The 15223-nt window shown below is 68.5% G+C and carries 1 protein-coding gene; it reads left to right on the top strand.

The genetic code is table 11. The annotated features are described in order from the left end of the window. The first annotated feature begins 110 nt into the window (after positions 1 to 110). The gene (locus ABRP17_RS06560) at positions 111 to 15221 is read left to right on the top strand and encodes an Ig-like domain-containing protein (RefSeq protein WP_349985460.1); all 15111 of its coding nucleotides are present in this window, start codon (positions 111 to 113) and stop codon (positions 15219 to 15221) included. Positions 15222 to 15223: the final 2 nt, after the last annotated feature.

The following is a 15223-nucleotide window of genomic DNA, read 5'->3' as shown; positions in this document are numbered from 1 at the left end:
GGGTGCCTTACCCCGACCGGCGCGCAGCCCATCGCGTGTTGCCGGCACTGACGACGGAACGACGGGAATGCATCGCCGTGATGCGACCCGCAGCAGGCGAGGAACAGGGCATGTCCAAGGCAGTCGAGCACCGCATGCAACGCGCCGTACCGCTTGCCCGTAAAGGGTGGGGTGCGTGCCTGCTCGCCATGCTGCTGCCGGCCACGTTGTTCGCCCAGTCCTACCCGAGCCCGCTCAGCAACACCGCCAACGTGGCGCCGCCTGCCGACATCGGCGATCTGGTGCCGGGCAACAACAGCGCCACCGACAGCAACGTGCTTGCTCTGCAGGCGCAGCTGAGCCTGTCGAAGAGCATCCTCGGCCCGACCAGCGTGACCGCGGGCGCGCCGGTGCAGTACCAGATCCAGGTCAACAACCAGGGCCCGTCCAGCGCGCTGGGCGTGACCGTGGTCGATGCGGTGCCGGTCCTGCTGACCAACGTCAGCTGGACCTGCACGGCGGCCTCGCCGGCCTCGTCATGCGCGCTCGCCAGCGGCACCGGCAACAGCATCAGCGTGCAGGTGAACATCGGCGTAGGCGACGCGGTGACGCTGGTGGTCAGTGGCACGGCGCCTTCTGCCACCCCGGCAACCGTGCCGGCGAACACCGCCTCGCTGATCCTGCCGCCGGGCACCACCGATCCAACGCCGGGCGACAACAGCGCCACCACGCCGGTGATCAGTGTGCAGCCGGCCGCGATCGTGGCCGTCGCCGACGTATTTCCCGGCGTGATCGCCAGCACCGGCGGCACCACCTCCAGCGTGCTGGTCAACGACACCCTGGGAGGGGCGGCGGTCGTGGCAGCGGACCTGATCGTCACGCTGCCGGCGGCGCCGACAGGATTCAGCATCGACAGCGACGGCCGGATCACCGTGCCCGGTGGCGCGCCTGCCGGCCGCACGTCGCTGGATTACCAGATCTGCGAACGGGTATCGCCGAGCAACTGCGCCACCGCCAGCGCCACCTTCGTGGTCGCCCCGTCGACGCTGTCCGACAGCTACAACGTGGCATCCGGCACGCCGTCGTTCAGCGGTACCGTGGCCACCAATGACAATGCCCCGCCGAATGCGGTGTATACCGCCACGAGCGCACTGCCGGCGGGTCTGGTGTTCAACGCGGATGGCAGCTTCACCCTGGCCCCGACGGGCGGAATCCTGTCGCCCGTGTCCTTCGAATACCGCGTGTGCCTGCCTGCACCCGATGCGGCGGTCTGCGCTTTCGCCGGTGCCGGCGTGCTGGTGGATGCCAACCAGCTGCTTGCCGTCGTCGATGCGTTCCCCGCGCCGTTCGCTGCCGGCGCGGGCGGCACCACCCCGTCTGTACTGGGCAACGACACGCTCAACGGGGCCCCCTTTGCACCGGCGCTGGTCGTACTGACGCTGGCCACGCCGCCGGCGGGCTTCAGCATCGCGCCGACCGGCGAAATCACCGTGCCGGCCACGGCAGCTGCGGGCGTCACCACGCTGACGTATCGCCTGTGCGAAGCCGCCGTACCGAACAACTGCGATACCGCCGACGTCTCCCTGATCATCAGTCCGGATGCAGTGGATGACAGCGTGGCCACGCCGGGCGCCGGCCTGCCAGTGAGCGGCAACGTGGCGGACAACGACAACGTCGCGGCCGGTTCTGCGTTTACGGTGACCACGCCGCCGACGCGCGGCACGGTGGTGATGGATGCCTTCGGTGTATTCACCTACACCCCCGGCAATGGCAACACCGGTCCCGACCAATTCGTTTACCAGATCTGCCTGCCCGCACCGAACGCGTTGGTGTGTGATACCGCCACGGTCAACGTGCAGGTCGCGGCGAATGCCATCGATGCGGTGGACGACGTGATCACTGTCCTGGTGGCTGCCAGCGGTGGCACGACGACCAGCGTGCTGGCCAACGATCTGCTGAACGGTGTGGGGGTCGCGCCGGCACAGGTCACGGTGGACCTGCAGGGCGCGCCAGCGGACTACAGCGTGAACGCAGCCGGCCAGATCGTCGTCGCGGCAGGTGCAGCGGCTGGCGCACAGACGCTCACCTACCGACTGTGCGAAGTGGCCACGCCGAGCAATTGCGATACGGCCACCGTGCAGCTTGTGGTGGCGCCGTCGGCCGCGGGCGAGAACTTCAGCGCCACCGCCGGCGTTGCATTCCCCGGCGTGCTGAGCGGCAACGACAACCCCGCAACCGGCGCGGTATACAACCTGCTGTCCGGGCCGACGGACGGCACCGCGACAGTGGCCCCCGATGGCAGCTTCAGTTACACCGCATTGCCGGCCTACAGCGGTACGGACAGCTTCCAGTACCAGGTGTGCCTGCCCGCGCCCAACAGCGCGATATGTGCCACTGCCACGGCGAGCTTCGTCGTGACGGCTGCCGCCATCGCCGCCAACGATGACGACTTCTCAAGCACGCCGCTGACGGCGGCAGGCGGACTGACTGCCAGCGTCCTGACCAACGACACCATCAACGCCGCGCCGGTGGTGCCCGCACAGGCGGCGTTCGCGCTGACCGGTGCTGCACCGGTGGGGTTCACCCTGCAGCCTACCGGCGAGCTGAGCGTGCCGGCTGGCGCCCAAGCGGGCATCGTCAACCTCACCTACCAAGTGTGCGAGCCCGGCACTACCAACTGCGATACCGCCACCATCACGGTGCTCATTACGCCCGATGCGGTGGACGACGTGCTGTCGACCAATGCAGGTCGTCCCGTCAGCGGCAACGTGGCGATCAACGACAATGCACCGGCCGGCTCGCAGTTCAGCGTGGTCGCCCCTGCGCCTGCAGGCCTGGTGTTCGCGGCCGATGGCAGCTTCACGTACACACCGCCGGCACTGTTCACCGGCCCGACCACGTTCGATTACCAGGTCTGCCTGCCGGCACCGCAGGCCACGGTCTGCGCGACGGCAACGGTGACCGTCAACGTCAATGCCGGCACGCTGCAGGCCAACGACGATGATTTCCGCTCGTTGATCCTGGATGCCAACACCGGCGGTACAACCAACAGCCTGCTGGCCAATGACACCCACAACGGCGCGATTCCGCCGGATCCGTCGGAAGTGCAGCTGACCCTGGTGGGCGAGCCGGCCGGATACGTGGTGAACAGCAACGGCACCGTCACCGTGCCCGGGGGCGCTGCGGCAGGCCAGGTCACCTTCGGGTACCAGGTGTGCGAAGTCGCGCTGCCGTCCAACTGCAGCTCGGCCAACGTGCTGCTGCTGTTGAGCCCGGTTGCGAACAACGACAACTTCAGCACCCAGGCGGGGATAGCGCTGAACAACAGTGTTGCCGCCAACGACAACGTTCCCGCCGGCAGTGCCTACGAAGTCAGCGGCACCGCACCGGCAGGGCTGGTGTTCAATGCCGATGGCAGCTTCATCTACACACCACCGCCGGGCACGCAGGGGGCCGTGACATTCGCCTACCAGACCTGCCTGCCTGCTCCCAACACCACCGTCTGCACCACCGCGACAGTCACCCTGAACGTCAACGCGGGCACGCTGGTCGCCAACGACGATGACTTCCGCGCGACACCGGTGGATCCTGCGCTGGGCGGCAGCACCGCCAGCGTGCTGGTCAACGACAGCCTGGACACCGCAACGCCGCCGGCGTCCAGCGCCGTGCAGCTTGCGCTGCTCAATGCGCCGGCCGGTTACACGCTGGCCGCCGATGGCACCGTCAACGTCGCCGCCGGTGTGGTGGCCGGTGCCGTGACGCTCACCTACCAGCTGTGCGAAGCCGCATTGCCCAGCAACTGCGATACCGCCCAGATCTCGCTGGTGGTGTCGCCAGAGGCGCTGGCCGATGCGTTCTCCACTCCGGTCGGGCAGCTGCTCGCGGGCACGGTCGGCAGCAATGACAACGCACCGGTCGGCTCGGTCTACAGCGTCACCGGCATCGAACCCACCGGCCTGTCGTTCAGCCCGGATGGCAGCTTCCTGTTCAATCCGCCGGTCAACTTCACCGGGGCGGTGAACTTCGATTACCAGGTCTGCCTGCCTGCGCCGGACAGCACCCGATGCAGCACGGCGTCGGCCACGATCAGCGTCAATGCCGGCAACCTGGCTGCGCTGGGCGATGACTTCACTGCCACGCCGTTGCCGCCCGGTGGCAACACCGCGCAGAGCGTGCTCGCCAATGACAGCTTGAACGGCGTATCGCCACCGGCGGCCGCTTCGGTGACGCTGCAACTGGTCGGCGCGCCTGCCGGCTACGCGCTGACCACCGACGGTCTGCTGCAGGTGCCGGCAGCGGCCACCGCCGGCGTCAACGTTCTCACCTACCAACTGTGCGAAGCGGCTGCGCCGGCCAACTGCGCCAGTGCACAGATCACCGTGGTCGTGACGCCGCAAGCCAGCGACGATGCGCTGTCCACGCAGGCCGGCCGATTGCTCAATGGAAGCGTCGGTGACAATGACAACGCGCCGGCGGGTTCGCAGTTCCGCGTGACCGGCGTCGCGCCGGACGGGCTGCTGTTCAACGGCAATGGCACCTTCACCTATGCCCCGCCGGTGGGCGTGGCCAGCCCGGTGTCCTTCAGTTACGAAGTGTGCCTGCCGGCGCCGTACGCCACGCTGTGTTCCAGCGCCAACGTCAGCATCAACATCAATGCAGGCACGCTGGTAGCGGCGGATGACGACTTCAGCGCCACGCCGATCAATCCCACCCTGGGCGGCAACACCGCCTCGGTGCTGGTCAACGACAGCCTGGACGGTGTCAGCCCGCTTGACCCCGCCAGCGTAGTGGTGACGCTGCCTGCCGCCCCGGCCGGTGTCAGCATCGGTAATGACGGCGTGCTGACCGTGGCGGCCGGTACGCCGGCCGGCGCGCTCATCGTTACCTACCAGCTGTGCGAAGCGGCGTTGCCGTCCAACTGCGATACCGCCAGCATCCGCTTGGTTGTGTCGCCGCAGGCGGTGGCCGACGCGGTATCGACCCAGGTCGGGCAGGCGGTCAGCGGCAACGTGGGCGCCAACGACAACAGTCCAGCAAACGCGCAGTTCGTGCTGACCACGGCCAGTCCGGCTGGCCTGGTGTTCAATGCGGATGGCAGCTTCGTGTTCACGCCGCCGACCGGCGTGGTCAGCCCGGTCACGTTCGGCTATCAGGTCTGCCTGCCGGCACCGGATGCCGCACTGTGCTCCGGCGCCACGGTCACCCTCAACGTCAACAACGGTGCGCTGTCCGCATCGGACGACGACTTCAGCGGCAGCGCGCTGCTGCCGGGCAGCAGTACCGGCAGCGTGCTGGCCAATGACACGCTCAACGCGGTGACCCCGCCCGCATCGGCTGACGTGCTGCTGTCACTGGTCGGCGCGCCGGCCGGCTATGTGATCAATGCCGACGGCACGATCGGGATTCCCGCCGGTACGGCCAGCGGCCGCGTGCTGTTGACGTACCAGGTGTGCGAAGCCGCCGCCCCCACCAACTGCGATACCGCCCAGGTATCACTGCTGCTGACCCCGCAGCCGGTGGATGACGTGGTATCCACGCCGGTGGGCCAGGCCGTCAGCGGCACCGTTGGCAGCAACGACAACGTGCCCGCTGGCGCAGCGTATGCCGTCGTCGGCGCCGCCCCGGCCGGGCTGGTGTTCAATGCCGATGGCAGCTTCACTTTCACCCCGCCGGTCGGCGTGGTGAGCCCGGTCACCTTCGACTATCAGGTGTGCCTGGTCGCGCCGGATGCAACGGTGTGCGGCACGGCCACGGTGACGATCAACGTCAACAACGGCGCGCTGTCGGCAGTGGCCGACGACTTCCGTGGTACCCCGCTGCTGCCCGGTGACAGCACCGCCACCAGCGTGCTGGCCAACGACACCTTTAACGGTGCCACGCCGCCTGCGGCTGCCGCTGTGGTGCTGAGCCTGGTCGGTGCACCGGCGGGTTACGCGATCAACGCCAACGGCACGATCAGCACGCCGACCGGCGCGGTATCCGGTGTGGTGAACCTGACGTACCAGGTGTGCGAGGCCGCCGCGCCGACCAACTGTGACACCGCACAGGTCGGCCTGCTGCTGACCCCGGTACCCACGCCCGACGCTCTGACCGTGCTGGCCGGGCAGACCGTGCTGGGCAACGCGGGCAGCAATGACAACGTGCCGCCCGGCGCGGTCTTCAGCGTCGTCGGCACCGCCCCGGCCGGTCTGCTGTTCAACGCCGATGGCAGCTTCAGCTACGCACCGCCGATCGGCACGACGGGCGCAGTGAGCTTCGATTACCGCGTGTGCCTGCCGGCACCGGATTCCGCTGTATGCGGCACGTCCACGGTGACCCTGACGATCAACAGCGGTGCGCTGCTGGCCGCCAACGATGACTTCAGTGCCGCCCCGTTGCTGCCGGGCGCTACCAGCGCCGCCAGCGTGCTGGCCAACGATGCCTTGAACGGCGTCAGCCCCGCGCCGGCCAACGAGGTCACCCTGCGCCTGATCGGTGCGCCGGCGGGCTTCGCCATCAACGCCGACGGCACGATAGCGATCACGCTGGCCGCGCCGTCTGGTGCCGTCAGCCTGGACTACGAGCTGTGCGAAGCCGCCGCGCCGAGCAATTGCCAGACCGCCAGCGTCGCAGTGGTGGTGGTGCCGGCCCCGGTGGCCGATGTGGTGTCCACGCTGGCCGGGCAGGCGGTGACCGGCAACGTCGGCGGCAACGACACCGTTCCGGCCAATGCCGTGTTCACCGTGCCGGGCACTGCGCCGGACGGCCTGCTGTTCAACGCCGATGGCAGCTTCACCTATACCCCACCCCTCGGCGTTGCCAGCCCGGTGAGCTTCACGTACCAAGTCTGCTTGCCCGCGCCGAACGGCACCGTATGCGGCACCGCGTCGGTCACGATCAATGTCAACAACGGCGCGCTGGATGCAGTGGCGGACGACTTCAGCGGCACAGCGATCCTGCCCGGTGGCAGCACGCCGAGCGTGCTGGCCAATGACACGCTCAACGGGGTCACGCCACCGGCGGCCGCATCGGTCGTGCTGAGCCTGGTCGGCGCACCGGCGGGCTATGCCATCAACGCCGATGGCACTCTCAGCGTGCCCAGCGGCGCGCTGTCCGGGCCGGTGACTTTGACCTACCAGGTGTGCGAAGCCGCGGCGCCGACCAACTGCGACAGCGCCGATGTCAGCCTGCTGCTGACCCCGGTGCCGTCCAACGATTTGGTGTCGACGTCGGCAGGGCAGGCCGTGGCCGGCAGTGTCGGCAGCAACGACAACGTGCCCGCCGACTCGGTATTCAGCGTGGTAGGCGCCACCCCGGCCGGACTGGTGTTCAACGCCGATGGCAGCTTCCTCTTCAATCCGCCGACCGGCGTGGCCAGTCCGGTCACGTTCGATTACCGGGTGTGCCTGCCTGCGCCGAACGGTGCGGTGTGTGGCACTGCGTCGGTCAGCATCAACGTCAACAACGGGGCCCTGGACGCCGCCGTCGACGACTTCACCGCCACTGCGTTGCTGCCCGGTGCCAGCACCTCCACCAGCGTGCTGGTCAACGACACCTTGAACGGGGTGAGTCCGCCTGCGGCCGGTACGGTGATCCTGAGCCTGGTGGGTGCGCCGGCCGGCTATGCGATCAATGCGGCCGGCTTCATCAGCACACCGGTTGGCGCGACATCCGGTGCGGTCAACCTGACCTACCAGCTGTGCGAAGCCGCCGCGCCGGCCAACTGCGACACCGCCCTGGTCACGCTGGTGCTCGCGCCTGCGCCTGCCGCCGATACGGTATCGGTGGCTGCTGGTCAGTCCACCAGCGGCAATGTCGGCAGCAATGACAACGTGCCGGCGGGCGCTCAGTTCAGCGTCACCGGCATCACGCCGGCCGGGCTGGTGTTCAACGCCGATGGCAGCTACACCTACACACCGCCGGTGGGCGTGGTCAGTCCGGTCGGCTTCACCTATCAGGTCTGCCTGCCCGCGCCGTATGCCGCGGTGTGCGGCACTGCATCGGTGACCATCAACGTCAATACAGGCACGCTGGCGGCGGCGAACGATGACTTCAGCGGCACGCCGCTGGTGCCTGGCGGCAGCACGGCCAGCGTGCTGGCCAACGACGCGTTGAACGGTGTCAGTCCGCCGCTGGCCAGTGATGTCCTGCTGAGCCTGGTCGGTGCACCGGCCGGTTACGCGATCAATGCGGATGGCACGATCGCCACCCAGGGCGGTACGCCAGCCGGCGCCGTTACCCTGACTTATCAGATCTGCGAAGCCGCCGCGCCGGCCAACTGCGATACGGCCACCGCGTCGCTGCTGCTGACGCCCGTGCCGGTGGCCGACCTCGTCTCCACGTTGGCTGGCCAGGCTGTGAGCGGCAGCGTTGGCGACAACGACAACGCGCCCGCTGGCTCGTTGTTCAGCGTTTTCGGCACGCCGCCTACGGGGTTGCTGTTCAACACCGATGGCAGTTTCACTTACACCCCGCCCGCAGGGATCACCGGCCCGGTCAGCTTCAGCTACCAGGTGTGCCTGCCCGCACCGAACGCAACCACCTGCGGTATCGCGTCGGTCACCATCAATGTCAACAACGGCGCGTTGGATGCGCTGGCCGATGACTTCAGTGCCGTGGCCGTGCTGCCGGGTGGGAGTACACCCAGCGTGCTCGCCAACGACACGCTCAACGGGGTCACGCCGCCTGCGGCTGCCTCGGTGCTGCTGAGTCTGGTCGGCGCACCGGCCGGCTATGTCATCAATGCCGATGGCACCGTCGGCGTGCCCGCAGGCACGTTGTCCGGGCCGGTCACCTTGACCTATCAGCTGTGCGAAGCGGCAGCGCCCGGCAACTGTGACAGTGCGCAGATCAGCCTGCTGGTCACGCCGGATCCGGCCAATGATGTGGTATCCACGCCCGCCGGCCAGCCGGTGGTGGGCAATGTCGGCAGCAACGACAACGTGCCGGTGGGTGCAGTGTTCTCGGCCACCGGCAGTGTGCCTGCGGGGCTGGTGTTCAACCCCGACGGCAGCTTCAGCTACAGTCCGCCGGCCGGCACCACCGGACCGGTCAGCATCAGTTACCAGGCGTGCCTGCCGGCACCCAACGGGGCCGTCTGCGGCAACGCGATCCTGGTGATCAACGTCAACAACGGCGCCTTGTCGGCCGTTGCCGATGATTTCAGCGGCACCCCGTTGCTGCCCGGTGCGACCACCACGGCCAGCGTGCTGGCCAACGACAGCTTGAACGGTGCAACGCCGCCTGCCCCCGGCACGGTGACGTTGTCGCTGCTCGGTGCGCCTGCCGGATACGCGATCAACGCCGACGGCACGCTCGTCACCGGCACCGCGTCCGGTGCAGTCACATTGACGTACCAGCTGTGCGAAGTCGCCGCACCCGGCAACTGCGACACGGCGACGGTGTCGCTGGTGCTGATACCTGCTCCGGTGGGCGATACCCTGTCGGTTGCCGCAGGCCAGACCGCCACCGGCACTGTCGGCAGCAACGACAACGTGCCGGTCGGCGCCTCCTTCAGCGTGCAGGGCACCGCGCCCGCTGGCCTGTCCTTCAACGCGGACGGCAGCTTCAGCTACACGCCACCGGTGGGCACCATCGGGCCGGTCAGCTTCAGCTACCAGGTGTGCCTGCCCGCACCGAACGCCACGGTGTGTGGCACCGCAGGCGTAACCATCACCCTGGGCACGGGCTCGCTGCAGGCGGGCGACGATGACTTCAGCGGTGCGCCGCTGCTGCCGGGTGCCACGACGCCCAGCGTGCTGGCCAACGATGCATTGAACGGCGCCACGCCGCCGTCTGCGGCGAGCGTCGTGCTGTCCCTGGTCGGTGCGCCGGCCGGCTATGTGATCAACCCGGACGGAACGATCTCCACTCCGGCTACCACGCCCTCGGGCCCTGTCGCGCTGACGTACCGGATCTGCGAGTCCGCTGCGCCGACCAACTGCGTCACCGCGGCGGTGTCGCTGCTGCTGACGCCGGTGCCGGCCGCCGATGTGGTCTCCACGCTGGCCGGGCAGGCAACCACCGGCAACGTCGGCAGCAATGACAATGTGCCCGCCGGCTCGTTGTTCAGTGTCGTGGGTACGGCGCCCGCCGGCCTGCTGTTCAACGCCGATGGCAGCTTCACCTATACACCGCCTGCCGGTGTCATCAGTCCGGTCACGTTTGACTACCAGGTGTGCCTGGCGGCGCCGAACAGCTCGGTATGCGGCACTGCGTCGGCGGTGATCAACGTCAACAACGGTGCACTGGATGCGCTGGCGGATGATTTCAGCGCCACCCCGGTCACGCCCGGTGCAAGCACCCCCAGCGTGCTCGCCAACGACACGCTCAACGGCACCACCCCGCCGGCGGCAAGTGCCGTGTTGCTGAGCCTGGTCGGCGCGCCGGCCGGCTATGCGATCAACGCCGATGGCACCATCAGCGTACCCGGTGGCACGCTGTCCGGCCCGGTCACGCTGACCTACCAGCTGTGCGAAGCGGCTGCGCCCGGTAACTGCGACAGTGCCCTGGTGACGCTGCTGGTGCGTCCGGCGCCGGTCGATGACGTGCTGTCTACGCCGGCGGGCCAGCCGGTGGCGGGCAACGTCGGCACCAATGACAACGTGCCGGTCGGCGCGCAGTTCACGGTGATCGGTGGCACGCCGCCCGGTCTGCAGCTCAACGTCGATGGCAGCTTCACGTTCACGCCGCCCGCAGGCACCACCGGTCCGGTGAGCTTCACCTACCAGGTCTGCCTGCCGGCACCGAACGCAAGCATCTGCGGCACCGCCTCGGTGACCCTCAACGTCAACAACGGCGCGCTGGCGGCACAGGCAGATGATTTCAGCGGCACCCCGCTGCTGCCCGGTGCGACCACCGCCGCCAGTGTGCTGGCCAACGACACCTTGAACGGCGTCTCGCCGCCTGCGGCCGCTACGGTCACGCTGTCGCTGGTCGGCGCGCCGGCCGGTTATGCGATCAATCCGGACGGCACCCTGGTCACGCCGAGCGGCACGGTGTCCGGGCTGGTGACCCTGACCTACCAGGTCTGCGAGGTGGCTGCGCCGAGCAACTGTGATACCGCGACGGTGTCGCTGCTGCTCACCCCGGCACCCGCAGGGGACAGCGTCTCGGTGGCCGCAGGCCAGACCACCAGCGGCAACGTCGGCAGCAACGACAACGTGCCGGCTGGATCGCTGTTCAGCGTGGTCGGCACGCCGCCGGCCGGCCTGACACTCAACGCCGACGGCAGTTACAGCTACACACCGCCAGCCGGCACCACGGGCCCGGTCGGCTTCACGTATCAGGTCTGTCTGCCCGCGCCGAACGGGAGTGTCTGCGGCACGGCGACGGTGACCATCACGGTCGGCGTCGGCACCGTGGTTGCCGGTAACGACGACTTCAGCAGCGCGTCTCTCGTGCCTGGCGGCAGCACGCCCAGCGTGCTGCTCAACGATGCACTGAACGGTGTCACCCCGCCGCCCGCCAGCAGCGTGGTGCTGAGCCTGGTCGGCGCGCCGGCCGGCTACGTGATCAGTGCGGACGGCACGATCGGCACGCCGCTCGCCGCGCCGTCCGGCGCGGTGTCGCTGACCTATCGGGTATGCGAAGCCGCCGCACCGGCAAACTGCGCGACCGCCAACGTCCTAGTGGTGCTCACCCCGGTGCCGGTGGCCGACGTGGTGTCCACGCTGGCCGGCCAGCCGGTCACCGGCAACGTCGGCAGCAATGACAACGTGCCGCCGGGTTCCAGCTTCAGCATCGTGGGTGCCACGCCGCCGGGGCTGGTACTGAATGGCGATGGCAGCTTCAGCTACACCCCGCCTACTGGCAGCAGTGGCCCGGTCGGCTTGAGTTACCAGGTCTGCCTGCCTGCACCGTACGCGGCCACCTGCGGCATCGCCACGGTGACGATCAACGTCAACACCGGCACCCTGCTGGCCGCGGACGATGACTTCAGTGCCAGCCCACTGCTGCCGGGCGCTGTCACCGCCAGCGTGCTGGCCAACGACGCGTTGAACGGAGTGACGCCGCCGGCTCCGGCCAGCGTGCAGCTGAGCCTGGTGGGTGCGCCTGCGGGCTTCGTGATCAACCCCGATGGCACCGTGACCGTGCCAGTGGGCGCGCTCGCCGGTGCCACCACGCTGAGCTATCAGGTCTGTGAGGCGGCTGCGTCCGGCAACTGTGCCAGCGCGATCATCCGCCTGGTGGTGACGCCGTTGCCGCTGCCCGACGTGGTATCGACCCCGGCCGGCCAGCCGGTCAGTGGCAACGTCGGCAGCAACGACAGCATGCCGCCGGGCACCACGTATTCGATTCCCGGCGCCACGCCGCCGGGCCTGGTGTTCAACGCCGACGGCAGCTTCACCTACACACCGCCGGCAGGTACCACCGGCCAGATCGGCTTCACCTACCAGGTGTGCCTGCCCGCACCGAATGCCGCCGTATGCGGTACCGCGGCGGTGACGTTGAACATCAATACCGGCACGCTGTCCGCACAGGCTGATGATTTCACTGGCGCCCCGTTGACGCCGGGCAGCAGCACCCCCAGCGTACTGGGCAACGACACCCTCAACGGGACCACCCCGCCGGCATCCGCTGCGGTGGTGCTGAGCCTGGTGGGCGCACCGGCGGGCTATGTGATCGCGGCGGACGGCACGATCACCACCCCGACCGGTACCTTGTCCGGTCCGGTCACGTTGACCTATCAGGTGTGCGAAGCCGCGGCGCCGGGCAACTGTGATTCGGCCACGGTGTCGCTGCTGCTGGTTCCCGCACCGGCGGCCGACAGCGTGTCTGCCGCCGCAGGGCAGACCGCCAGCGGCAATGTCGGCAACAACGACAATGTGCCGCCGGGCTCCAGCTTCAGCCTCGTCGGTGCCGCACCGCCCGGTCTGTTGTTCAACGCCGATGGCAGCTTCAGCTACACCCCGCCGCCGGGCACCTCCGGAACGGTTGGCTTTACGTACCAGGTCTGCCTGCCCGCACCCCACAGCACGGTCTGCGGGACGGCGACGGTCAGCATGACGGTGGCCAGCAATGTGGTGCTGGCGGTCAACGATGACTTCAGCAGCACGCCGGTGGATCCGTCCGTGGGTGGCACCATCGCCCGCTCGGTCCTGGAGAACGACACCTGGAACGGCGCAGCGCCGCCGCCGGTGGGCAGTGTCACCGCCACCCTGGTCGGCGCCACGCCGGGCTATACGATGAACAACCAGGGCCAGCTGATGGTGACGCCGGGCGTGCAGCCGGGCCAGGTGCAGTTGAGTTACCAGTTGTGCGAAAACGGTGTGCCGGGCAACTGCTCGACGGCGATCATCACCGTGCTGGTGCAGGGACCGGTGGGGGCGCTGCTGGCGGTGGACGACACGGCGGGCCCGCTGCCGGCGGGGCAGGGGGCGACCAACCTGGTGAACGTGCTTGCCAACGACACGTTCAACAGCGCGGTTCTGGATCCCGCACAGGTCACGTTCGCACCGGCGGCCACGGCGGCGCTGAGCTTCACCGCGGACGGCGGCCTGAACGTGGCGGCGGGGCTGTCGCCCGGCAGCTACAGCACCACCTACACGATCTGCCTGGTCAACCAGCCCACGGTCTGCGACACCGGCACGGTCAGTGTCACCGTGGTTGCCAGCACCGACCGCGTGGTTGCACAGGATGATCTGATCGAGATGCCACAGAACGGTGTGGTGGAGATCGACGTGCTGGGCAACGATCGGATGGACGGCACGCCGATCGACCCCGACGCGGTCGTGCTGAGCATCACCTCACCGCCGCCGTACGGCACCGCCGAGGTGATGGCGCGGGCCCGCATCCGCTTCGCGGTGCTGGCCAACTTCGCCGGCCAGCAGAGCTTCGATTACCGCGTCTGCGAAGCGACGGATGCGAGCCAGTGTGCGGATGCCACGGTGAACGTCATGGTCGATCAGAACGTGCTGGTGCTGGCTGACGACGTAGTCGCCACTGAGACCAGCAGCCCGATGGAGATCGACGTCATGGCCAATGACAGCGCACGCACGGCCGTGCTGGATCCGGCGTCGCTGCAGATGGTGGTCGCGCCGAGCGCAGGGACGGCGTGGTGCGGCAATGGCAACTGCACGTATACGCCAACGGCCGGTTTCTTCGGCACCGACAGCTTCCGCTATCGCCTGTGTGATGTGTCCATCCCCACGCCGATGTGTGCAGAGGCCAACGTGGCGGTTACTGTCGCCGGCCAACAGGCCACCCTGCGGCTGACCAAGACGGCGGCCAAGCGCAGTGCGCAGATCGGCGACCTGGTGCGCTACACGGTGACCATCGACAACGTGGGCGACGTGGATGCCAACGGCGCAACGCTGCTGGATACGCTGCCACCGGGCTTCAGCTTCGTCAGTGGCGGCTTCTCGGTGCGTGATGCGGACAATGCCGCGCGCACCAGTGGCGTGCAGCCGTTGCGCATCGATGGCATCGACATCGCGGTCGGCGAAAGTGCCACGGTGGTGTATTACCTGCGCGTGGGTGCAGGCACCGGCACCGGGCTGCACACCAACCGCATCACCGCGATCGACGGGCAGAACCGCAGCATCGGCAACATCGCATCGGCGGACGTGGACATCACGGCGGATCCACTGCTGGATGAAAGCCTGATCGTCGGCACTGTGTTCGATGACCGCAATGGCAACGGCATCCAGGAGCCTGGCGAGCGCGGCATCCCCGGCGTGCGTGTCGCGGCGGTGGAAGGCCTGCTGATGGAGACCGATGCGTTCGGCCGCTATCACCTGATCGGCATCCAGGGCGGCGGCGCACGCGGTCGCAACTTCATCCTGAAGGTGGACCCGTCCACAGTGCCGGCCGGTGCACGCTTCACGTCACCCAATCCGCTGGTTCGCCGTATCACGCCCGGGGTGCCGGTGCGCTTCGACTTCGGTGTGGTGATGCCTGCCGGTGAGATCGCGGTGCAACCGGCGCACGCCAGCGGTGCGGTGATTGAACTGGGTGACGGGCTGTTCGAACGCGGCACGGCGCGCCTTGCTGCGGGCACCGCCACCGTGCTGGACAAAGCCGCGCAGGCGCTCACGGCGCGCGGCGGTGGCCGCCTGCTGATCGTGGCTGCACCGGACCAGCAGTCACTGGCACGGCAACGTGCCCAGATACTGGGCGATGCGATCAGCGGTCGCCTGGCGACCGACGTGGCCGCCGCCGCACGCATCGACGTGGTGAGCCCTGGTGACGAGAGGGTGCTGCACAGCCTGCGCATCGATGATCCGCCTGCCGCTGCAGGCACCCGCGGGGAGGGGCGCTGACC

Source organism: Stenotrophomonas sp. WHRI 8082, from assembly GCF_040223995.2.
Lineage (GTDB): Bacteria > Pseudomonadota > Gammaproteobacteria > Xanthomonadales > Xanthomonadaceae > Stenotrophomonas.
Note: the sequence above shows the minus strand (reverse complement) of the source record. Positions and strands in the feature narration are given on the sequence as shown.

What these genes read in the sequence shown, in the direction of transcription:
- ABRP17_RS06560 (WP_349985460.1), top strand. Translation starts at nt 111, where the DNA reads ATGTCCAAGGCAGTCGAGCACCGCATGCAACGCGCCGTACCGCTTGCC.